This window comes from Streptomyces spinoverrucosus (assembly GCF_006539505.1).
Taxonomy (GTDB): Bacteria; Actinomycetota; Actinomycetes; order Streptomycetales; family Streptomycetaceae; genus Streptomyces; species Streptomyces spinoverrucosus.
Genome location: NZ_BJND01000017.1, coordinates 116,799 through 137,723 on the forward strand (window position 1 = coordinate 116,799; position 20,925 = coordinate 137,723).

Annotated in this window: 16 protein-coding genes, 1 pseudogene and 1 riboswitch; of the genes and pseudogenes, 10 read left to right on the forward strand and 7 right to left on the reverse strand. The window is 70.4% G+C overall.

Going from position 1 to position 20,925, the window contains the following annotated elements; all coding sequences use genetic code 11:
* The 3 genes from SSP24_RS12275 to recQ all read left to right on the forward strand — a co-directional run bounded on the left by SSP24_RS12275 (position 1) and on the right by recQ (position 5,882).
* Positions 1-1,572 carry an NADH-quinone oxidoreductase subunit M gene (locus SSP24_RS12275; protein ID WP_141309551.1) on the forward strand — a complete coding sequence of 524 codons (1,572 nt, stop codon included), beginning with the start codon at positions 1-3 and terminating at the stop codon, positions 1,570-1,572.
* Positions 1,569-3,218: an NADH-quinone oxidoreductase subunit NuoN gene (gene nuoN, locus SSP24_RS12280; protein ID WP_141309552.1), complete on the forward strand. Its 1,650-nt coding sequence runs from the start codon at positions 1,569-1,571 to the stop codon at positions 3,216-3,218. Before SSP24_RS12275 ends, nuoN begins: the two co-directional genes overlap by 4 nt.
* A 687-nt stretch (positions 3,219-3,905) precedes the next feature.
* Complete coding sequence (gene recQ / locus SSP24_RS12285) at positions 3,906-5,882, forward strand: DNA helicase RecQ (RefSeq protein WP_141309553.1); 1,977 nt, start codon at positions 3,906-3,908, stop codon at positions 5,880-5,882.
* Between the two features lie 43 nt (positions 5,883-5,925).
* Here recQ and SSP24_RS12290 read toward each other — a convergent pair whose 3' ends face one another.
* The gene (locus SSP24_RS12290; protein WP_141309554.1) at positions 5,926-6,864 is read right to left on the reverse strand and encodes a M56 family metallopeptidase; all 939 of its coding nucleotides are present in this window, start codon (positions 6,862-6,864) and stop codon (positions 5,926-5,928) included.
* A 183-nt stretch (positions 6,865-7,047) separates the two neighbouring features.
* Complete coding sequence (gene fahA / locus SSP24_RS12295; RefSeq protein WP_141309555.1) at positions 7,048-8,259, reverse strand: fumarylacetoacetase; 1,212 nt, start codon at positions 8,257-8,259, stop codon at positions 7,048-7,050.
* Positions 8,260-8,467: 208 nt separating this feature from the next.
* Here fahA and SSP24_RS12300 point away from each other — a divergent pair, with 208 nt between their 5' ends.
* Positions 8,468-8,929, forward strand: coding sequence for a carboxymuconolactone decarboxylase family protein (locus tag SSP24_RS12300; protein WP_141309556.1), 462 nt, complete (start codon positions 8,468-8,470; stop codon positions 8,927-8,929).
* 65 nt (positions 8,930-8,994) lie between these two features.
* Positions 8,995-9,843 (forward strand): HAD family hydrolase, encoded by an 849-nt coding sequence (locus SSP24_RS12305; RefSeq protein WP_141309557.1) that lies wholly within the window; start codon positions 8,995-8,997, stop codon positions 9,841-9,843.
* On the opposite strand, the gene SSP24_RS12310 is transcribed toward SSP24_RS12305, so the two are convergent.
* The 3 genes and pseudogenes from SSP24_RS12310 to SSP24_RS12320 form a co-directional block, all read right to left on the reverse strand.
* Positions 9,837-10,316, reverse strand: a complete 480-nt coding sequence (locus tag SSP24_RS12310) for a transglycosylase SLT domain-containing protein (RefSeq protein WP_141309558.1) — start codon at positions 10,314-10,316, stop codon at positions 9,837-9,839. The genes SSP24_RS12305 and SSP24_RS12310 overlap by 7 nt on opposite strands.
* Positions 10,317-10,321: 5 nt before the next feature.
* A riboswitch (cyclic di-AMP (ydaO/yuaA leader) is annotated at positions 10,322-10,502 on the reverse strand.
* 277 nt (positions 10,503-10,779) lie between these two features.
* On the reverse strand, positions 10,780-12,774 hold the full coding sequence (locus SSP24_RS12315) for a CocE/NonD family hydrolase (RefSeq protein WP_141309559.1): 1,995 nt from the start codon (positions 12,772-12,774) through the stop codon (positions 10,780-10,782).
* A gap of 118 nt (positions 12,775-12,892) precedes the next feature.
* Positions 12,893-13,570, reverse strand: a pseudogene (locus tag SSP24_RS12320) (POT-type proton-dependent oligopeptide transporter); the annotation flags it as partial.
* A gap of 228 nt (positions 13,571-13,798) precedes the next feature.
* On the opposite strand from SSP24_RS12320, the gene SSP24_RS12325 reads away from it, so the two are divergent.
* The 4 genes from SSP24_RS12325 to SSP24_RS12340 all read left to right on the forward strand — a co-directional run bounded on the left by SSP24_RS12325 (position 13,799) and on the right by SSP24_RS12340 (position 18,306).
* Positions 13,799-14,809: a polyprenyl synthetase family protein gene (locus tag SSP24_RS12325; protein ID WP_141309560.1), complete on the forward strand. Its 1,011-nt coding sequence runs from the start codon at positions 13,799-13,801 to the stop codon at positions 14,807-14,809.
* Positions 14,810-15,159: 350 nt separating this feature from the next.
* The gene (locus SSP24_RS12330) at positions 15,160-16,377 is read left to right on the forward strand and encodes a LolA family protein (RefSeq protein ID WP_141309561.1); all 1,218 of its coding nucleotides are present in this window, start codon (positions 15,160-15,162) and stop codon (positions 16,375-16,377) included.
* Between the two features lie 92 nt (positions 16,378-16,469).
* Entirely contained in the window at positions 16,470-17,444 is a 975-nt protein-coding gene (locus tag SSP24_RS12335) for an ABC transporter ATP-binding protein (protein ID WP_141309562.1), read from the forward strand.
* Positions 17,431-18,306, forward strand: a complete 876-nt coding sequence (locus tag SSP24_RS12340; RefSeq protein WP_141309563.1) for an ABC transporter permease — start codon at positions 17,431-17,433, stop codon at positions 18,304-18,306. Before SSP24_RS12335 ends, SSP24_RS12340 begins: the two co-directional genes overlap by 14 nt.
* A 9-nt stretch (positions 18,307-18,315) precedes the next feature.
* Here SSP24_RS12340 and SSP24_RS12345 read toward each other — a convergent pair whose 3' ends face one another.
* Together SSP24_RS12345 and SSP24_RS12350 are read right to left on the reverse strand one after the other, a co-directional pair.
* Positions 18,316-18,900, reverse strand: a complete 585-nt coding sequence (locus tag SSP24_RS12345; protein ID WP_141309564.1) for a flavodoxin family protein — start codon at positions 18,898-18,900, stop codon at positions 18,316-18,318.
* Positions 18,901-19,042: 142 nt separating this feature from the next.
* Positions 19,043-19,546: a DUF6668 family protein gene (locus SSP24_RS12350; protein WP_141309565.1), complete on the reverse strand. Its 504-nt coding sequence runs from the start codon at positions 19,544-19,546 to the stop codon at positions 19,043-19,045.
* A 192-nt stretch (positions 19,547-19,738) separates the two neighbouring features.
* Here SSP24_RS12350 and SSP24_RS12355 point away from each other — a divergent pair, with 192 nt between their 5' ends.
* Positions 19,739-20,902 (forward strand): tetratricopeptide repeat protein, encoded by a 1,164-nt coding sequence (locus tag SSP24_RS12355; protein ID WP_141309566.1) that lies wholly within the window; start codon positions 19,739-19,741, stop codon positions 20,900-20,902.
* Positions 20,903-20,925: the final 23 nt, after the last annotated feature.

Consider the following 20,925-nt stretch of genomic DNA (forward strand, 5'->3'; position numbering starts at 1 on the left):
ATGTCCTTTCCTCTGCTGACAGCGACGGCGGCGCTCCCGGCGCTCGGGGCGATCGCCACGGCCGCCGTCCCGGCCGCGCAGCGCACCGCCGCCAAGTGGCTGGCGCTGCTCGTGTCGCTCGCCACGCTCGCCCTCGCCATCACGGTGCTGATCCGCTTCGATCCGGCCGGCGCCCGCTACCAGCTCACCGAATCGCACGCCTGGATCGCCGACTTCGGCGTCCGCTACGAGCTGGGCGTGGACGGCATCGCGGTGGCACTCATCGCACTCACCGCCCTGCTGATCCCGTTCATCATCCTCGCGGGCTGGCACGACGCCGACCCGCTGGAGACGGGCAGCAAGCGGTGGCGCCCCACGCAGGGCTTCTTCGCCCTGATCCTGGCCGTCGAGGCGATGGTGATCCTCTCCTTCGAGGCCACCGACGTCTTCCTCTTCTACATCTTCTTCGAGGCCATGCTCATCCCGATGTACTTCCTCATCGGAGGCTTCGGGGACCGTGCCCACGAGCACGGCGAGCAGGTGGCGTCGACTCAACGGTCGTACGCGGCCGTGAAGTTCCTGCTCTACAACCTGGTCGGCGGTCTGATCATGCTGGCCGCGGTGATCGGCCTCTATGTGGTCGCCGGGAACTTCTCCCTCACCGAGATCGCCGAGGCCCGGGCCAACGGTTCGCTGGAGATGGCGACCAGCACCGAACGCTGGCTGTTCCTCGGCTTCTTCTTCGCCTTCGCGGTGAAGGCGCCACTGTGGCCGCTGCACACCTGGCTGCCCAACGCCATGCAGGAGTCCACCGCCCCGGTCGCCGTGCTCATCACGGCGGTCGTGGACAAGGTGGGCACCTTCGCGATGCTCCGCTTCTGCCTCCAGCTGTTCCCGGAGGCGAGCAAGTGGGCGACGCCCGCCATCCTCGTACTCGCCCTGATCAGCATCGTGTACGGCGCCCTGCTCGCCGTCGGCCAGCGCGACATGAAGCGCCTGATCGCCTACGCGTCGATCTCGCACTTCGGCTTCATCATCATGGGCATCTTCGCGATGACCAGCCAGGGCCAGTCCGGCGCGACGCTGTACATGGTCAACCACGGGATCTCGACGGCCGCGCTGATGCTGGTGGCCGGCTTCCTGATCTCGCGGCGCGGCTCGCGGCTCATCGCGGACTACGGCGGTGTCCAGAAGGTCGCCCCGGTGCTCGCCGGCACCTTCCTGGTCGGCGGCCTGGCCACCCTGTCGCTGCCCGGGCTCGCGCCCTTCGTCAGTGAATTCCTGGTCCTGGTCGGCACGTTCGCGCGCTATCCGGTGATCGGCATCATCGCCACGTTCGGCATCGTGCTCGCCGCGCTCTACACCCTCGTCCTCTACCAGCGGACGATGACGGGCCCGGTGAAGCCGGAGATTTCCGCGATGCCCGACCTCAGAGTGCGTGAACTGGTGGTCGTCGCCCCGCTGGTCGCGTTGCTGATCTTCCTGGGCGTCTACCCGAAGCCCGTCACGGACATCGTCAACCCGGCGGTGAAGCAGACCATGTCCGACGTACAGAAGCAGGATCCCCGGCCCGAGGTGGAGGCGGCCAAGTGAGCGCAACAGCCGTCCACAGCCTGTGGACAACAGCGGCCGAGCCCATCGGCAAGATCGACGCGCCGAAGATCGAGTACGCCCAGCTGTCGCCCATGCTGATCGTGCTCGGCGCGGCGATCCTCGGGGTGCTGGTCGAGGCGTTCGTACCGCGCAAGTCGCGTTACTACGCGCAGATGTTCGTGTCCGCGGTGGGGCTGACCGCCGGTTTCGCCGCGGTCGTCGCCCTCGCGGCGGACGGATACGGCACCACGAAGGCGCAGATCGCGGCGATGGGCGCGATCGCGGTCGACGGACCGGCCCTGTTCCTGCAGGGCACGATCCTGCTGTCCGGGCTTGTCGCCCTGTTCACCTTCGCCGAGCGGCGGCTCGATCCGGCCGCGCACGGCAACCGGGTGGACTCCTTCGCCGCGCAGGCGGCGTCGGTGCCCGGCAGCGACAGCGAGAAGGCCGCGGTCAAGGCCGGTTTCACCACCACCGAGGTCTTCCCGCTGCTGCTCTTCGCGGTCTCCGGCATGCTGCTCTTCCCCGCGGCCAACGATCTGCTGACGCTGTTCGTGGCCCTGGAGGTCTTCTCGCTGCCGCTGTACCTGATGTGCGCGCTGGCCCGCCGCAAGCGACTGATGTCGCAGGAGGCCGCGGTGAAGTACTTCCTGCTCGGCGCGTTCGCCTCGGCGTTCACGCTGTTCGGGATCGCGATGCTGTACGGCTACTCCGGCTCGATGGCGTACGGCACGATCGCGCAGGTCGTCGACGGCACCATCACCGACATCACCCCGGCCCTGGCGAACACCATGGGCAACGACGTGCTGCTCCTGCTCGGCACGGCGCTGATCGTGATGGGGCTGCTGTTCAAGGTGGGCGCTGTCCCGTTCCACATGTGGACGCCGGATGTGTACCAGGGCGCGCCGACGCCGGTGACCGGCTTCATGGCGGCGGCGACGAAGGTGGCGGCGTTCGGCGCGCTGCTGCGCATTCTGTACGTCGTGCTGCCCGGCCTGCGCTGGGACTGGCGGCCGGTGATGTGGGGTGTCGCGATCGTCACCATGCTGGGCGGCGCGATCGTCGCGATCACGCAGACCGACATCAAGCGGCTGCTGGCGTACTCGTCGATCGCGCACGCGGGATTCATCCTCGCGGGTGTCATCGCGACGACGCCGGACGGTGTGTCCTCGGTGCTCTTCTACCTGCTGGCGTACTCGTTCGTGACGATCGGGGCGTTCGCGGTGGTGACGCTGGTGCGGGACGCGGGCGGCGAGGCGACGCACCTGTCCAAGTGGGCCGGGCTGGGTCGTAGGTCGCCGCTGGTGGCGGCAGTGTTCGCGGTCTTCCTCCTCGCCTTCGCCGGCATTCCGCTGACCTCCGGGTTCGCCGGGAAGTTCGCCGTGTTCAAGGCGGCGGCGGAGGGCGGGGCGGTGCCGCTGGTGGTGATCGGCGTGATCTCGTCGGCGATCGCCGCGTTCTTCTACATCCGGGTGATCGTGCTGATGTTCTTCAGCGAGCCGAAGCCGGAGGGGCCGACGGTGGCGGTGCCGTCACCACTGACGGTGACGGCGATCGGGGTGGGCGTGGCGGTCACGCTGGTGTTGGGTGTGGCGCCGCAGTACTTCCTGGATCTGGCTGGGAGCGCGGGGGTGTTCGTGCGCTGACACAGCGCTCTTTCGACTACGGCCCGGCACCCTGCACGACGGGGGCCGGGCCGTGGCGGTACTCAGGGTGAGCTGCTCTCGTGGGGCAAGTGCTGGATCAGCGCCTCCTTGGGCAGGGAGCCGCCAATGACGTCCAGCGTCCACCTGGCTTTCCTCAGGCTGAGAGACTGCAGGCCGTACAGTCCGGTGCCGTCGGGGTGGGCAGCAGGGCGTGCATGCCGCAGGCACTGAAGGGATCTTCGCCCAGCTCAGAGAAGCGTGGCCGACCGAATCCTCCAGCTTTGGCTCCGGCCGTGAGGTCTTCCCGCGTCGCCATGCGGCTCGTCGCCGTCCCGTCGGCGCTCGGATGGCTCCCGGCTGCGGTTGTCGTAGCGCTGGGCGTTGTGGTCGTGGTGGGCCGCGCCTTGGCGCCCTCGCTCTCGCCGCCGCACCCCACCAGCAGCGCGGCTGCCCCTACCGCTGCCACGACGGCACTTGTTGTCGCCCGAACTCTTTCTCCTCCCCAGAGCCATGGTGCTCCGCAGAGCCATGGCGCTCCGCAGTTTCGCACGCTCGCTCGAACGGAGGGGCTGGTTTCGGCTCGGGCTGATCGGTTGCGATGAGCGGCCTGTGGATAACTCCGTGGCTGTCAGTGTGGGCGCCTATCGTGGACGCAGTGGTCGAGATACGACGTACGGGGGCACGGCGATGGGTGGGACAGGCGGGGTAGGTGCCATGACGGCGGTGGCCGAGAGTGAGGCGTTGGCAGCGCTCCACAAGGTGTTCGGGTACGAGGCCTTCCGTGGGGAGCAGGAAGCGGTCATCGAGCATGTGGTGGCCGGTGGAGACGCCGTCGTCCTCATGCCGACCGGTGGCGGCAAGTCGCTCTGCTATCAGATTCCGGCCCTGGTCAGACCCGGTACGGGCATCGTCGTCTCGCCGCTCATCGCGCTGATGCAGGACCAGGTGGACGCGCTGCGGGCGCTGGGTGTGCGGGCCGGGTTCATGAACTCCACGCAGGACTTCGACGAGCGGCGGATGGTGGAGGCCGAGTTCCTCGCCGGTGAGCTGGATCTGCTGTATCTGGCGCCGGAGCGGCTGCGGCTCGACGCCACGCTGGATCTGCTGTCGCGCGGGAAGATCTCCGTCTTCGCGATCGACGAGGCGCACTGTGTGTCCCAGTGGGGGCACGACTTCCGCCCCGACTATCTGACGCTGTCGCTGCTCGGCGAGCGCTGGCCCGACGTGCCGCGGATCGCGCTCACGGCGACGGCCACGCGGGCCACGCACCAGGAGATCACCCAGCGGCTGAACATGCCGACGGCCCGGCACTTCGTGGCGAGCTTCGACCGGCCCAACATCCAGTACCGGATCGTGCCGAAGGCGGACCCCAAGAAGCAGCTGCTGAGCTTCCTGCGCGAGGAGCACGCGGGTGACGCGGGGATCGTGTACTGCCTGTCGCGCAAGTCGGTGGAGTCGACGGCCGAGTTCCTGACCCGGAACGGGATCGAGGCGGTGCCGTACCACGCGGGCCTGGACGCGGGCACGCGCGCGGCGCATCAGTCCCGGTTCCTGCGGGAGGACGGGCTGGTCGTCGTGGCGACCATCGCCTTCGGGATGGGCATCGACAAGCCGGACGTGCGGTTCGTGGCCCACCTGGATCTGCCGAAGTCGGTGGAGGGGTACTACCAGGAGACCGGGCGCGCCGGGCGGGACGGGCTGCCGTCCACGGCCTGGATGGCATACGGCCTCAACGACGTCATACAGCAGCGCAAGCTGATCCAGTCCGGCGAGGGCGACGAGGCGTTCCGGCGGCGGGCGCAGGCGCACCTGGACGCGATGCTGGCGCTGTGTGAGACGGCCCAGTGCCGCCGGGGTCAGCTCCTCGCCTACTTCGGCCAGGACCCGGATCCGGCCGGCTGCGGCAACTGCGACACCTGTCTCACGCCGCCCGAGACCTGGGACGGCACGATCGCGGCGCAGAAGGTGCTGTCGACGGTGGTGCGGTTGCAGCGGGAGCGGGGACAGAAGTTCGGTGCGGTGCAGATCGTCGACATTCTGCTGGGCAAGCGCACCGGCAAGGTGATCCAGTTCGATCACGACCAGCTGTCCGTGTTCGGCATCGGTCAGGAACTCGCCGAGGGCGAATGGCGGGGCGTGGTCCGGCAGTTGCTGGCGCAGGGGCTGCTCGCAGTCGAGGGGGAGTACGGGACGCTGGTGCTGACCGAGGCCAGCGGTGCGGTGCTGCGGCGGGACCGGGAGGTGCCGCTGCGCAAGGAGCCGAAGAAGCCGGTGGGCTCGCGGTCGGGCTCGTCCTCCTCCGGCCGAGGTGAGCGCAAGCCGAAGGCTGCCGCCGCCGAGCTGTCCGAGGAACTGCTGCCCGCCTTCGAGGCGTTGCGCGCGTGGCGCGCCGAGCAGGCCCGCGAGCAGGGCGTCCCGGCCTACGTCATCTTCCACGACGCCACGCTGCGGGAGATCGCCACGGTGTGGCCCACGTCGGTGCGGGAGCTGGGCGGCATCAGCGGGGTGGGGGAGAAGAAGCTGGCGACGTATGGGGAGGGGGTGCTGGCTGTCCTCACGTCCCTCGACGCCCCGACAGGCGCGGAAGCGCGCACGGAGGCGGCCGGATCAGACGACGGCTGGCCCGAGATGGAGGGCGAGCCGGAGCCGGACGACTGGATGTAGGGAGCCGACCGGCCTCGGCACAGGGACAGCCAGCCCCACACACTCACCCGAGGGCTGTCAGCCCCGGCGCGAAGGTGATCAGCAGGGGGAGCAACGGCACCAGAGCCGCCGCCGTCGTCGTCAAGGCCCGGTGTCTGCGGTCCAGTCGAGCGGGGGGCTCCAAAAGCCGGTCCACGCGTTCGCCCAGGAGGCGGTGACTGGAGGCGCAGGACAGGACGCCACGGTGCTGGTTGAGCTCGATCAGGGCCAGCGCCGTGGTCAGGTGGCCGCAGCGCCGGGAGGCCGTGTCGTCGGCGGCGAGTTCGACCAGGCGGTGGGTCTGGTCGCAGAAGTGGGTGAAGAGGGGAACGCGCGGGAAGCCGGTGGCCAGCGCGGTGGACAGGTGCAGCAGCCAGTCGTGCCGGGCGCGGGCGTGGCCGCGCTCGTGGGTGAGGACGGCGTCGAGCTGATGGTCGGTGAGGCGGTGCAGCGCGCCGGTGGTGACGATCAGCTGGGGCGGGCTGCCCGGCATCCACCAGGCGTCGGGGTACTCGTCCTCCAGGACGAGCAGCGGGCCGCGCGCCGCGCCCAGGCCTGCGGGCAGGTCGGGGGCGCGTTCGCGCAGGTGGGCGCGGGCCTGGCCACGGCGGCGGCGGGCCTCGAACAGCTCGCGGGCGAGCATCGCGGTGGTCCAGGCGGCGCCGCAGGCCAGCAGCAGGGTGAGCGCCACGGCCCACGGCGGCGCGGCGGACAGGTTGTACGCGGCGGTGACGTGGGGCGGTGCGGGGGCGAAGACCTGGTCACGCACGGTCTGGAAGACGGCCGCCGCGCCGAGGGTGAGCGCGGTCAGACAGCACAGCAGGACGGTGGCGACCAGGCACTGCCACACCCACAGGCCGACCACGGGCTCCCGTTCGGGCCACGCCGCCCGGACCAGCGCGCGAGGCATCGGTACGGCGGCCGTCAGGGCGACGGCGCTGAGCAGGAGCAGGCAGACGGTCATGCCACGGGCTCCGGATCCTGATCGGGAGTGGGCGGCTTCGGGTTGGTGCGGTGCGGTGCGGGCGGCGGTCGCGCGCCGTACGCGTCACACGTCCCGCGTCACGCATGGCGCACACCGCCGCCGCCAGTATGACGGTGATGGGCGCCCGGAGTCAGTGCCCGGACCGTCGCTGTCGCGGAAACCTCACCCCGCGACGACCCGCCCACTCACCTCCCCCAGCCCGACCCGGGCCCCGCCCGCCCCCGGAGCCCAGGCCGTCATCGTCACCACGTCGCCGTCCTCAAGGAACGTCCGCTTGCCGTCGGGGAGTTCGAGGACGTCGCGGCCGTTCCAGGTCAGCTCCAGGAGAGAGCCGCGTTCGCGCTCGCCGGGGCCGCTGACCGTGCCCGAGCCGTACAGGTCGCCGGTGCGCAGGGAGGCGCCGTTGACGGTCATGTGGGCGAGTTGCTGGGCGGCCGTCCAGTACATGGTGGAGAAGGGCGGCTCCGAGATGACGTGGCCGTTGAGGGCGACGGAGATCCGGAGGTCGTAGCCGCCGGGTTCCTCGTCGGTGTCGTCCAGGTACGGCAGCAAGGGGTGCGTCCGCTCCGGCGGGGCCACCCGTGCCTCGTCCAGCGCGTCCAGCGGGGTGATCCACGCCGAGACCGAGGTGGCGAAGGACTTGCCGAGGAACGGGCCGAGAGGGACGTACTCCCAGGCCTGGATGTCGCGGGCGGACCAGTCGTTGAGGAGGCACAGGCCGAAGACGTGGTCGCGGAAGCCGGACAGCGGTACGGGCATGCCCATCGCCGACGGGACGCCGACCACGAAGCCGACCTCGGCCTCGATATCCAGGCGGACGGACGGGCCGAAGACCGGCGCGGCGTCGGCCGGGGCCTTGCGCTGGCCGCAGGGGCGGACGACGTCCGTGCCGGAGACGACGACCGTGCCCGAGCGGCCGTGGTAACCGATCGGCAGATGCTTCCAGTTGGGGGTGAGGGAGTCGGCGGCGTCGGGGCGGAAGATCCGGCCGACGTTCCGGGCGTGGTTCTCGGACGCGTAGAAGTCGACGTAGTCCGCGACCTCGAAGGGCAGGTGCAGGGTCACCGAGGAGAGGGGGTGCATCAGGGACGCGAGGGTCTCGCGGTGGGAGGGCACCGTGACCCAGGCGGTCAGTGCGCGCCGGACGTCCGACCAGGCGGTGCGGCCCGCGGCGAGCAGCGGGTTCAGGGTCGGGCGGGCCAGCAGTTCGGCGTAAGGGGAGCCGAGCGCCAGGGCGGCCGCGCCGGCGTCGAGGACGTGGTCGCCGAGGCGGACTCCCACCGTCCGGTCGGCAGAGCCGGCGGGCGAGAACACGCCGTACGGAAGGTTGTGCGGGCCGAAGGGGTCGCCCTCGGGGACATCGAAGGGGGGCATGGGGTGCTGCCTCACTTTCGTACGCGGTCCATGCGGTCGCGGATCACGTTACGGCTGTGGGCTCCGTCTTGGCAGTGTCTGCAGCGCGCGCAAATGGATCTTGATGTGCTGAATTTTGTCCCGCCGATCCGTCACAACGACCGCCCCCGATCCGTCAGTGCAGTGAAAGCAAGCATCGCACCGGCCACTGACAACAGGAGGCAGCACCATGCAGGCACGGATGACGAACCCGGCGTACGTCCTCCCGAACGCGATGAAGGGCATCGGCGCTCTCACCCAGGCCATCGGGGAGGGCGGGCTGTCCCAGGAGTTCGCGGAGCTCGTGGCGCTGCGGGTCAGCCAGATCAACGGATGCGGCGCGTGCGTGTACGGGCACGTGCACAATCTGCGCAAGGCGGGCGTGAGCGAGGAGCGCATCACGTCGGTCGTCGCCTGGCGGCACGCGCCCTACTACAGCGACGCCGAGCGCGCCGCGCTGACGCTCGCGGAGAAGATGACGCGGCTCGCCGACCTGTCCGAGGAGCCGGTTCCGGACGCGTTGTGGGACGAGGTCGCCGACCACTTCGACGAGAAGCAACTGTCGGCGCTGATCCTGACCGTCTCGCTGACGAACCTGTTCAACCGCATCAACACCACGACCAGGGAGCCTGCCGGCACCACGTGGGGGTGAAAAGCAGACAGGCAGACAGTAGTTGGGGATGAACAGTGTGGGTGCGGTGTCCGTATTCTCTGATCATGGCCGCACCCACCGCATATGCCGCGCGCACCGAGTCCGCGCGTACCGACTACGCCCTCATTGCCACTGACCTGGACGGAACGCTGCTGCGCGGCGACGACACGGTCTCCGACCGTTCGCTCGCCGCGCTCGCGCGGGTCTCGGCGGCCGGTGCCCGGCATCTGGTGGTGACCGGACGGCCGGCGCCGAGGGTGCGACCGCTGCTGGAGTTCCTGGGCGGCGGGGGGCTCGCGGTGTGCGGGCAGGGCGCGCAGTTGTACGACGCCGGCGCGGACCGTCTGCTGTGGTCCGTCACGTTGGACCAGGAACTCGCCGAGACCGCCCTCGGCAAGATCGAGGCCGAGGTCGGCCAGGTGTACGCGGCCGTCGACCAGGACGGCGTGGACGGGCTCACGCTCATCGAGCCCGGCTATCTGATGCCGCACCCCACGCTGCCCGCGGTGCGGGTCGACCGTCGCGACGACCTGTGGTGCGCGCCGATCAGCAAGGTGCTGTTGCGCCATCCGACCCTGTCCGACGACGAGTTGGCGGCGGTGGCCCGCACGGTGGTCGGCTCGCTGGCGACCGTCACCATGTCGGGGCCGGGGACGGTCGAGCTCCAGCCGTGCGGCATCACCAAGGCGACGGGGTTGGCGCTGGCGGCCCGCTATCTGGGCCTGAGTCCGCAGCAGACCATCGCCTTCGGGGACATGCCCAACGACATTCCCATGTTCGACTGGGCGGCCTACGGCGTCGCCATGGCCAACGCCCACCCCGAACTCAAGGCGGTGGCCGACGAGATCACCCTGTCGAACGAGGACGACGGCATCGCCGTCGTCCTCGAACGGCTCCTCGCCGGGGCTCAGTAAGCGCCGAAGACGTTGTCGATGGAGCCGTAGCGGGCGGCCGCGTAGTTGCAGGCGGCGGTGATGTTGGCGACCGGGTCGTACGGGTCGAAGGCCGTGCCGGGCACGTGGTAGGCGGCGAAGGTCGGGTCGATGACCTGGAGCAGGCCCTTCGACGGGGTGCCCTTGGCGGCGTTGGAGTCCCAGTTGTTGATGGCGTACGGGTTGCCGGACGACTCACGCATGATGTTGCGGTAGATGCCGTTGTACGAGCCCGGAATCCCGTGCTGCGCCATGATGTCGAGCGACTGGCGGATCCAGCCGTCAAGGTTGTTCGTGTACGTCGTGGCCGTGGTGGCGGCCGCGGGCGTGGCGGCGGAGGCGCTGGTGGCCCCGATCAGCGGGAGGGCGAGCACGGCCACGCCGGTACCGGCGACGGCGAGCTTGCGGGCGATGCGGGCAGAGCGGGAGCGGCGGTACTGACCGTTTGCAGTCATGGGGGATGTCCTCTCCGACGCCTACGAGGTGAGCTGTCGGGTTCGGGCGGGGAGGTGCCCGGCCGCGCCCTTGCGAGTGCGACTTCACCCCAAGCCGTTCCGGTGTGTCGTGGCGTACGACGTCCGGCTCGGCAACTTACCTGGGTCCCCCGCTCCTGCCGTGCGGTGAGTGAGTGAGTCATGGGTGGCGCGGGCGGCGGCAGGATTCGGCGTTCCGCCCGACTGGCCGGGAACGTATGCGAGAGCACATGTCCGAAACAAGTGGCGGATTCACTTATTGCGCGATTTGATCTTCGAACTGCGCGTTTGCTGTGCTTGATCCTTTGCGGTCGGCAAGGGTCAACTCGGTGGCACGCAAAGGCGGATCGCAGGATCTCTGTGAGGGAGCTGTGAAGGCGTGCACGTGAGCCAACTCACGCGCCGGTAGAAGAATGGCAAATCGGGCAATGCGCCCAAGTCCCTCTCAACCGGCGGCCCGTGGGATGCGCCGCTCCCAGGTCCGGTGGAAGATCACCTCGTCACCGGCGGTGCAAATTACCTCATTTGCGGACAAAAAGTCCTCTGCGGTGCATGCGATCTCGGACCTCGTCCGGATCGTCGTGTCCCAGGCCGGCTCCGGGCGGTGCAGTCGGATCGACCAGTCCGAGCGGGTGCGGGCGGACAGCGGATCGTCCTCGCGGATGGTGTACGTCTCCAGCGCGTCCTCGGTGAACTCCAGCCCGTCGGGATACATGCGCGTGCCGCCGTACCGCGGGTCGACCTCCAGCCGCCACTCGCCCTTGGCCACGTCCCGCACGAGCAGCCGCTCGGGGCGCGGTTCGTCGAGGGTGGCCGGATAGGCGACGCCGAGCGGCTCGGACTGCTCCGGTTCCTCGAAGGCGAGGGGCGAGACCACCGCACGCGCGCGTACCGGCAGTTCGAGCTCGCTGCCGGACGGGTCCAGGGTGAAGCCGGCCGCCGCGTCCGGCTGGGGCCAGATCCAGGGCCAGTAGGCGGAGGAGACGGCGAGGCGGATGCGGTGGCCGGGCGGGAAGGCGTACCCGATGCCGATGAGCTCAAAGGTGACGTCCTCGGTGGCCCCCGGGACCCACGGCACCACCCGGTCGCGCCCCTCGCGCGCGGAGAGGTTCATCACACCCCGCGTCACCAGGGTCGAGGATCCGTCCGGCGCAACATCGCACACCCGCGCGATGACCTGCCCGCGCGGCACCTGTGACGTCAGCCGCAGCCGCACCCGCGGCCGCCCCAGCACCCACGTCTCCTCCGGCACGGCGAACTCGAAGCACGCCCCGCGCGCGTCCTCCTCCCGCTGGTCCGGCGGCAGGTCGGCCTCGTTGCCGAACGGGAAGAAGCGCCCCGCGTCAACCCCGGTGTGCTGGGGGGACCGTACGAGGACGGGCTCGCCCTGGAGGGCGTACGTGACCGTCGTCACGTTGGGCGAGGGCCATGCGGGCTCACCGACCCAGCGGCCGGGCAGCGTGTCGTACACGGTCGCCGGGGGATGCGCGTCCATGACGTACGAACGCAGGAGCGGTTCGGACATCGCCCCGGTGTCCTTGCCCTTGAGCCAGTGGTCCCACCAGCGCAGGGTCTCCTGGAGGAAGCCGATCGCCGGGCCGGGCGGCAGGCCGCGGTCGGGGTACTGGTGGCACCAGGGGCCGATCAGGCCGCGGACGCGGTCGGGCGGGAGGTGTTCGACCAGGCGGAGCACCGTGTCGCGGTACGGGTCGTGCCAGCCGCCCACCGCGAGGACGGCCGCCCGGATCGCGCCGTAGTCCTCGCAGACGCTGCCGTGCCGCCAGTAGTCGTCGCGTTTCTGGTGGTCGAGCCAGGTGTGCAGAAAGGGTTCGACCTCGTCGAGGCGCCGCAGCCACATGTCCCGCCAGGCGTCGCCGACATACCGCGGATCGGGCGGGCGGCAGGACCACGCCAGCATGGTCGCCGCCCACGCGTGCATGTCTACGGCGAGGACGGAACCTCCCATGTAGTGCACGTCGTTGTCGTAGCGATCGTCCGTGGAGCAGACCGTGACGATCGCCTTGAGCGGCTCGGGCGCGAGGGCCGCGATCTGGAGGGAGTTGAAGCCGCCCCAGGAGATGCCGAACATACCGACCTTGCCGTCGCACCAGGGCTGCGCGGCCAGCCAGTTCACCACTTCGACCCCGTCGGCCAGCTCCGTCGCCGAGTACTCGTCCGTCGGCATGCCCTCGCTGTTGCCGTGCCCGCGCACGTCGACGCGGACGGAGGCGTAGCCGTGGCCGGCGTACCAGGGGTGGCGCTGGTGGTCGCGGGGCGCGGTCCAGTCGGTCAGGCGGTACGGGAGGTACTCCAGGAGCGCCGGTACGGGCTCGTCGGTGATGGGACGCCACGCGCGCGCGTACAACCGTGTTCCGTCGGGCAGCGGGATACGGAGGTCCTCGTGAGTCGTCTCGTAGGGGAAGGACGTACGGATGTGCATGAGCGTGACCCCAGGGATGGCTTCAGTGGACCGGGTGCATGGTGCGGCGCAGCCAGGGCGCGCCGGCCGGCACCGCCAGGCCGGCGAAGGCAGCCGGGGCGAGCTTGGTGGTGGGGGCGAGGAAGAGCACGACGTACGGGCGCAGCCGGCCGCGTTCCTCGGGGGTCACCCGCGGGCTCATGAACATGATCATGAAGTAGCCGGCGGGGGCGATCACCGAGACGAGCGTGAGCAGGTCGACGAAGAGGTCCATGGCCAGCCGGTCGGCTGCGGCGAGCAGCCACGCGAGCGCGGTGGCGATCACGAGCCCGGTGGCGGTCAGGCGGACGGCACGGCCTATCGCCTCCGGCGCGAGCGCGAACTGCGCGGCGTGCTTGCGTCCGGCCAGGTGACGGCGGCCGGTGACGTACCGGACGAGGCCGAACGTCATGCCGGTCGCGGCCGCCGAGAAGCCCCAGTGCCAGCCCTGGTGGTCGCCGAGCCGGCCGGTGACCAGGGGGCCCGCGAAGGCGCCGATGTTGATCGCGGTGGGTACGGCCATGGCGTAGTGGCCGCAGGCGATCAGGACGCCGCCCCAGAGCACGGCGCGGTACGAGCCGAGGACGCGGTCGGCGAGTCGGCCGCCGGCGACGGAGACCAGGTAGACGAGGGTGCCGTAGGCGGCGGAGACGGAGGCGGCCGTTCCGGCGGACATGCCCAAGCCGCCGTTTGCGAGCGTGTCGGCGAAGTACAGGACGAGGATGGCCAGCATGCCGAGGAACGAGAAGCGCTCCCAGACCTCCAGACCGGGCGCGGTATCGACGGCGGTGCGGGGCAAAGGTCACCTCTTCCGGCTGAGTCGATAAATACCTGCTCATATCAACTGATCAAAAACATACCCGGCGTGATCCGATACCGCCCGAGGTGTAACGGTGGGCGGCCTCGGTGATCGAAACGTGACCGGATACGCTGACTTGAGTGAAGGCAGCGACCTATCGACATTCCGCGTAATCGCCAGTAGACACCAGCAGACAGGAGACCCCTCGTGACCGTCGTCGGGCCGTTCGGGCTGAGCGTGCGGGACCAGGCTCTGGAAGCCGATGTCCAGGCCGGATTGGCGGCTGTCGAGGAAGGGTTGCTCGAAGCCACCAAGAGCGAGGTCCCCTTCATCACGGAGGCCGCGCAGCATTTGGTGCGGGCCGGCGGGAAGCGGTTCCGGCCGCTGCTCGTGATGCTCACGGCCCAGTTCGGTGACCCGTACGCGCCCGGAGTCGTGCCCTCCGCCGTGGTCGTGGAGCTGACCCACCTCGCGACGCTGTACCACGACGACGTGATGGACGAGGCGGCGGTACGGCGCGGGGTGCCGAGCGCGAACGTTCGCTGGGGCAACTCCGTCGCCGTCCTCACCGGCGACTTCCTGTTCGCCCGGGCCTCGCACATCCTGGCCGACCTCGGGCCCGAGGCGGTACGGGTGCAGGCCGAGGCGTTCGAACGGCTGGTGACCGGGCAGATCCTGGAGACCGCGGGCCCCTCCGACGGGCGCGACCCGGTCGAGCACTACCTCGATGTGCTCGCCGGCAAGACCGGATCGCTGGTGGCGGTGTCGTGCCGGTTCGGCGCGATGATGTCCGGGGCCGACGAGTCGGTGGTGGACGTGCTCACCCAGTACGGGGAGCGGCTGGGCGTCGCCTTCCAGCTCGCGGACGACGTGCTGGACATCGCCTCCGACTCCCACGAGTCCGGCAAGACGCCGGGGACCGACCTTCGGGAGGGCATCCCGACGATGCCCGTGCTGCGGTTGCGGGAGCGAGTGGCCCGGCTGGGGCTGGCGGAGGACATCGCGCTGTGCGAGCTGCTCGACTCCGATCTGACCGATGACACGCGGCACGCGCAGGCGCTGGCCGCGCTGCGGGTGCACCCGGCGCTGGAGCAGGCCCGGCGGGACACCGTACGGTTCGCGGAGGAGGCGCGGGCGGCGCTCGCGCCGCTGCCCGAGTGCGACGCGAAGGCGGCGCTGACGGAGCTGTGCGACGCGGTGGTGCACCGGGCCGGATAGCCCTGGTCCGGTCGGCAGGGTCGACGGCCGGTTCGCCGGGCGTCGGCCGTCCGGCTTGTTGTCGTGGCTCCGGCTTGTTGTGGCTCCGGCTCGTTGTCGTGGCTCCGGTTTGTTGTCGTGGCCCCGTCGAACCCCTACGGGTCGGGAGTAGATCCCGTCCTGTCGTGTCATACCGCAGCAGTACGCGGAGTTGGCTCCCGGGTCTGACGCTTCTCGCCGCCCGATTTGGTCAGATGGAGACCACGGAACACACCACTCCTCACCGATCCGGGTGAGAATGGCGGCTCAGGGTGGGACCCATGCGGGGACGTGACGAGACAGCCGCCGCCGACGACGGAGGTAAGGCACACATGGCACCGTACGAATCCGACGACACCACGGCCGTGGCGGACGCGGACGAACTGCGCGCGGCGCGGCGGCGCAAGGCCGCGCGGTACGTCGTCCCGGCGGCGGTCCTGGGGGTGGCGGCGGGGACCATCGGGCTCGTCCCCGCGATCGCCGACTCCGGCAGCCCCGACCTTCCGGAGATCACCGCGCAGCAACTCATAGAGAAGATCGCCGCATCGGACGTACAGCAGCTGTCCGGCACGGTGAAGATCAGCACCGATCTGGGACTGCCCGACCTGGGCGGCCTGGAGAGCGAGCTGATGTCCGGCGCGACCCCGTCCGGCGGCGAGGGCTCCTCCGCCGACCCGTCGGCCAAGCTCACCGAGCTGGCCTCCGGTACGCACACCCTGCGCGTCGCCGCCGACGGCCCCGACAAGCAGAAGCTGTCGTTGCTGGAGGACGCCGCCGAGTACAGCCTGATCCACAACGGCAAGGACGTCTGGGGCTACGACAGCGCGTCCAACGAGGTCTACCACGGCACCGCGACCGAGGGCGCCGAGCAGCGCGAGGGAGAGGTCCCGGCCACACCCCAGGAGCTCGCCGAGGAGGCGCTGAAGGCGGTCGACGACACCACGTCCGTGACCGTCGACGGCACCGCGCAGGTCGCCGGGCGTGACGCCTACAAGCTGGTCATCGAGCCGAAGCAGTCCGGTTCCACGGTGGGTGCGATCAGCGTGGCGGTGGACGCCAAGACCGGGCTGCCGCTGAAGTTCACGCTGACCCCGGCGAGCGGCGGCGCCGCCGTGGTGGACGCGGGCTTCACGCAGATCAGCTTCGCCAAGCCGGCCGCCTCGACCTTCGACTTCACCCCGCCCAAGGGCGCGAAGGTGACCGAGGAGGGCAGCGTGGACGCGCCGGAGCACTCGCAGCAGCCCAAGGAGGAGGACTTCGCCAAGGGCCTCGACGGGCTGAACGTCATAGGCGAGGGCTGGACGTCCGTCGCCGTCATCGACTCCGGCGCCGAGGGCATGCCCTCCGACGCCAAGCGCGGTGACATGGGCGACGCGGGCGCCATGGGCAGCTTCCTGGGCTCCCTGGGCGACGAGGTGACCGGCAAGTTCGGCTCGGGCACGGTCTTCAAGACCCGCCTGGTCAACGCGCTGATCACGGACGACGGCAAGGTCTACGTCGGCGCTGTCACGAAGGACGCGCTGGTGAAGGCGGCCGACTCGGGGAAGTGAGCCGGGAGTGAGCGCCGACTCCGGGAAGTGAGCCCGGGGTTCGGTGCCGGGTGTGAGTTCGGTACGAGTACGACGACACATCGGGGGGACGCATGGACGAGCCGTCCGTCACGGGGCCGCTGAGGGACGCCGCGGGTGAGGGCATCATCCACACCCGCGCGCTCACCAAGCGCTACCGCGGCGGACAGCTCGCCGTCGACGGCCTCGATCTGACCGTCCCGGCGGGCAGCGTCTTCGGCTTCCTCGGCCCGAACGGCTCCGGCAAGACCACCACCATCCGCATGCTGATGGGCCTGATCGAGCCCACGTCGGGCACGGCGCACGTGCTGGGGCACCCCATGCCCCGGGCCACGCGCGCCGTGCTCCCGCACGTGGGCGCCCTCATCGAGGGTCCGGCCCTGTACGGCTTCCTCTCCGGCCGCGACAACCTCCTGCGGTACGACTCCGCAGACCCGTCCGCCGACCCACGCACCCGGCGTGCCCGCGTCGCGGCGGCGCTGGACCGGGTGGGGCTCGCGGCGGCCGCGGGCAAGAAGGCGAAGGCCTACTCGCTCGGTATGAAGCAGCGGCTGGGCCTCGCGGCCGCCCTGCTCCAGCCGCGCCGTCTGCTCGTCCTGGACGAGCCGACCAACGGTCTCGACCCGCAGGGCATGCGCGAAATCCGCGCCTTGATCCGCGAGTTGGCCTCCGACGGCACGACCGTGTTCCTCTCCTCGCACCTCCTCGACGAGATCGAGCAGGTCTGCACGCACGCGGCGGTGATGGCGCAGGGCCGGTTGATCACCCAGGGCACGGTGGCGGACCTGGCGGCGGGGATGCGGGGCCGGCTGGTGGTGACCACGCCGGACACCGCGGACGCGGCCCGGGTGCTGAAGGAACGCGGGGTCGGTGATGTGGCCGTCACCGAGGACGGCGTGACCGGGGAGCCACCGGAGGGGGAACTCGCCGAGCTGAACGCCGCGTTGGTGGCGGCGGGCGTGCGGGTCCGCGGCTTCGGCGTGGAACGGGCGTCTCTGGAGGACGCGTTCGTGGCACTGACGGGGGAGGGCTTCGATGTCGCAGGCTGAGGTCATCGGTTCCCGCCGCAGCCCGCTGTGGACCTTCGGTCTGCTGCGCAGTGAACTGACCACCACCTTCCGGCGCTGGCGCACCCTCGCGCTGCTCGGCGTGCTGGCCGCCGTACCCGTCCTGGTCGGCATCGCCGTGAAGATCGAGACCAGCGACAGCTCGTCCCTGGGTGGCGGCGGTGGCGGCGAGGGACCGGCGTTCATCACGCAGATCACCAACAACGGCCTGTTCCTCGTCTTCACCGCCCTCGCCGCGACCCTGCCGTTCTTCCTGCCGATGGCCATCGGAGTCGTCGCGGGCGACGCGATAGCCGGTGAGGCGAACGCCGGGACCCTGCGCTATCTCCTGGTCGCCCCGGCCGGCCGTACGCGCCTACTGCTCACCAAGTACGCGACGACGCTGGCCTTCTGTCTGGCGGCCACCCTGGTCGTCGCCGTCTCGGCGCTGACCGTCGGGGCGCTGCTGTTCCCGCTGGGAGATCTGACGACCATCTCCGGCACGCGGATCAGCTTCGCCGAAGGCCTGGCCAGAGCCCTGCTGATCGCCCTGGTCGTCGCCGCCTCACTGATCGGCGTGGCGGCGCTCGGCCTGTTCGTCTCGACGCTGACCAACAGCGGTATCGCGGCGATGGCGACGACCGTGGGGCTGCTGATCACCGTGCAGATCCTCGACCAGATTCCCCAACTGCACGCGATACAGCCGTACTTCTTCTCCCACTACTGGCTGTCCTTCGCCGACCTGATGCGCGAGCCGGTCTACTGGGACGACCTGATACGCAACCTCGGCCTGCAGGCCCTCTACGCGATCGTGTTCGGATCGGCGGCGTGGGCTCGGTTCACGACGAAGGACATCACCGCGTAGCCGTCCGGGCTACTGGGCCTCGTACGGGAAATGGGCGAGCGGCGCCTCCTGTGCGAAGAACGTCTTCGCGCGGGTGAGGGCCTCGGTGTCCTTCAGTACGTCGCCGGGCTTGCTGCCGTTGCCCAGCAGGACTCCGCCGAAGCGCATCCCCATGTACGCGGCCGAGTGGTTGAGGGTGCCGATCAGCGGGTCGGCGACCTCGGTCTCCTCGTGCGCGAGCGCGGTGACGCCCCAGAGCGTGCGGCCGGCCAGCGTCGCCTTGAAGTCGAGGCCGGGGGTGCGCAGCCAGCCCGACCAGTAGTCCAGGTAGCGCTTGACGTGGGCCGACACCGAGTACCAGTAGAGCGGGGAGGCGATCACGATGTCCGTCGCGGCGAGCGTGGCGTCGAGCAGCAGCGCGACATTGCCCTCCGTGGGGCGGACGTGATCGCTGTCGTGCCGGAGGTCCTCGAAGTCGGGCAGGGGGTGCGTGGCGAGGTCGATCCAGTGCTGATCGACATGGGCGGGGAGCTGCTCGGCGGCCCTACGGGCCAGCAGTTCGGTGTTGCCGTCGCTGCGGCTGCTGCCCAGCACGAACAGGAAGCGTCGGGTCATAGTGTCCCCCAGGAGTCTCCGGATGTGCGGCGTACGGCGATTACCTGCTCATGCAGTATATGCACAAGCATCTAGATGGCGTCCAGTGTCATGGGGATTCGACGGGGGACGAGCCAGAGCCCCAGGTCGGCTCAGTGGTGGCTCAGCGAACCGTCGCCGTCAGCCGGACCAGCGCCTCGGTCTCGCGAGGCGGGCGCCCGCTGAGATCACCCAGCCGCCAGGCGGGCACCCACGGCACCCGGTACACGTCGACGACCGACTCGATGAGCCTGATCTGCTGGACGAGAGGGCGGGGCAACCGGCCCGGCGCGTCCGCGACCAGGACTACGGCGTCCAGGTCGAGCCCGGCCGGGGCCTCGCCGCGCCGGAAGATCTCCAGGGCGTGGACGGCGGAGGCCAGCCCGGTCGCGTGCGTGCGGGCGACGAGCAGCACCGACGGTGGATCGGCGGGGCGGGGCCAGTCACGTCCGCAGTCCTGACCGCCGTACACCGCTGCGAGCGTGGAGACCCCCGACCCGCCGTGGGTGCCGACCCAGGAGAAACGCCGGACCGTGCCGGGGGAGGTGGGAGCGGGCTCCGGTGCCGGTGGCACGGCCACTGGGCCGCGGAGCCAGATCCCCGGTCCCTGTCGCGCGCTCGTCCGCATGCCCGCTCCTCTCCGCCGTCGGCCGGCGATCGTCCTCCATCGATCTTCGCGTGACCGCGGAGAAGTCGGTGACGGGGGTGCCGGGTCTTGGGACGAGGCTGTGACGCCCCGGTGACGCGTGCATGGTGCGGAAGCGGTGAGACTCGACGGTAGGGTCCGCCGAGGTGTGGACGCCGGCGAGTGAGGGAACCGATGTCTCGACCAGGCCGCGAGAAGAAGCGGGAACAGCAGTACCGGACCGCGGGTGCGGTGATCGACGTGCACGTTCCGGGCGCCGGACAGGGCTCCGGCGGCACCGGCAGCGCCTCGATCGGCGGTGTCCCGGTCGTCCCCGCGCCCGGCGAGGAACTCCAGCAGACGGTTCTGAACCACCTCCACCGCATCGCCCTCGTCACCGGTCGGCCCGTCCTCGCCACGGTTCACGACGAACGGATCGGGTACGTCGTACCGCTTCGGGTTCACCCGGACGGGTCCAGTTCTTTCACGGCGGAGCCCGTGCGGACGAGCCCGGCGCAGGAAGCCGTACCCGCGCCGCCGCGCCCACGGCAGGAGCCCGCACCGGCTCCGCCTCGGCCGCCTCAGGAACCCGGCCGGCCCGCACAGGCAACGCAGGACAACGCGACGCAGTTGCTGCGCACGCCGCCGAACTCCGCGGCCACCGCCACGCCGACCTTCAGGCTGCGGGCGGTTCAGGAGCCGCAGCCGCTGGGCGAGTTCGGGCCGCCGCCGGTCATGGACGCGAGGCCGCACCCGGAGCCACTCATCACGCCGGAGCCGGAGCCCGACCTGGGCCCAGCCCCGGAGTTGGACCTGGACCCGAAGCCCACCCCACCCCGCGGCTTCGACGCGGTCGCCGAAGCCATCCTTGAGCCCGCGGATCTCCCGAGCCCCACCTCCACCCTCCTCGCCGAACCCACAGCCCGTATCGGCGAAGCCGTGAAGTCGGGGCAGATAGACACCGCGTCGGCCCTCGCGGAGCAAGCCCTGGCCGAGGCGTCGGCCAACCTTGCCCCGGATCACCCCGAACTGCTCCGGCTGCTCGAACTCACCGCATATATCGCCTACTTGGCGGCCGACCCGGTCCGAGCCTTCCGTCTCTCCCTGGACGTGGCCCGCATTCACCGCCGTACGCACGACACGGAGGGCGCCTACGGAAACGTGCAGAGCGCGGCGACGGCTTGGCGGGCCGTGCGTGATCCCGCGCTCGGCCTGGACCTGGGGCGTGAACTGATCGGTCTGTGGAGCGAGTTGGCCGCCGAGGCCGGTCCGGCCGCCGACGACGTCGACGAGCTCGAATCAGCCCGCGCCCGCATGGGCCGCCTCGCCGCGCGGGCGGGTAGGGCGTCCGGCGCCTGAGTGGCCCCGCCCCTTTCCGTCGG

What these genes read in the sequence shown, in the direction of transcription:
- SSP24_RS12275 (WP_141309551.1), top strand. Translation starts at nt 1, where the DNA reads ATGTCCTTTCCTCTGCTGACAGCGACGGCGGCGCTCCCGGCGCTCGGG.
- recQ (WP_141309553.1), top strand. Translation starts at nt 3,906, where the DNA reads ATGGGTGGGACAGGCGGGGTAGGTGCCATGACGGCGGTGGCCGAGAGT.
- SSP24_RS12290 (WP_141309554.1), bottom strand. Translation starts at nt 6,864, where the DNA reads ATGACCGTCTGCCTGCTCCTGCTCAGCGCCGTCGCCCTGACGGCCGCC.
- fahA (WP_141309555.1), bottom strand. Translation starts at nt 8,259, where the DNA reads ATGCCCCCCTTCGATGTCCCCGAGGGCGACCCCTTCGGCCCGCACAAC.
- SSP24_RS12300 (WP_141309556.1), top strand. Translation starts at nt 8,468, where the DNA reads ATGCAGGCACGGATGACGAACCCGGCGTACGTCCTCCCGAACGCGATG.
- SSP24_RS12305 (WP_141309557.1), top strand. Translation starts at nt 8,995, where the DNA reads ATGGCCGCACCCACCGCATATGCCGCGCGCACCGAGTCCGCGCGTACC.
- SSP24_RS12310 (WP_141309558.1), bottom strand. Translation starts at nt 10,316, where the DNA reads ATGACTGCAAACGGTCAGTACCGCCGCTCCCGCTCTGCCCGCATCGCC.
- SSP24_RS12315 (WP_141309559.1), bottom strand. Translation starts at nt 12,774, where the DNA reads ATGCACATCCGTACGTCCTTCCCCTACGAGACGACTCACGAGGACCTC.
- SSP24_RS12330 (WP_141309561.1), top strand. Translation starts at nt 15,160, where the DNA reads ATGGCACCGTACGAATCCGACGACACCACGGCCGTGGCGGACGCGGAC.
- SSP24_RS12335 (WP_141309562.1), top strand. Translation starts at nt 16,470, where the DNA reads ATGGACGAGCCGTCCGTCACGGGGCCGCTGAGGGACGCCGCGGGTGAG.
- SSP24_RS12340 (WP_141309563.1), top strand. Translation starts at nt 17,431, where the DNA reads ATGTCGCAGGCTGAGGTCATCGGTTCCCGCCGCAGCCCGCTGTGGACC.
- SSP24_RS12345 (WP_141309564.1), bottom strand. Translation starts at nt 18,900, where the DNA reads ATGACCCGACGCTTCCTGTTCGTGCTGGGCAGCAGCCGCAGCGACGGC.
- SSP24_RS12350 (WP_141309565.1), bottom strand. Translation starts at nt 19,546, where the DNA reads ATGCGGACGAGCGCGCGACAGGGACCGGGGATCTGGCTCCGCGGCCCA.
- SSP24_RS12355 (WP_141309566.1), top strand. Translation starts at nt 19,739, where the DNA reads ATGTCTCGACCAGGCCGCGAGAAGAAGCGGGAACAGCAGTACCGGACC.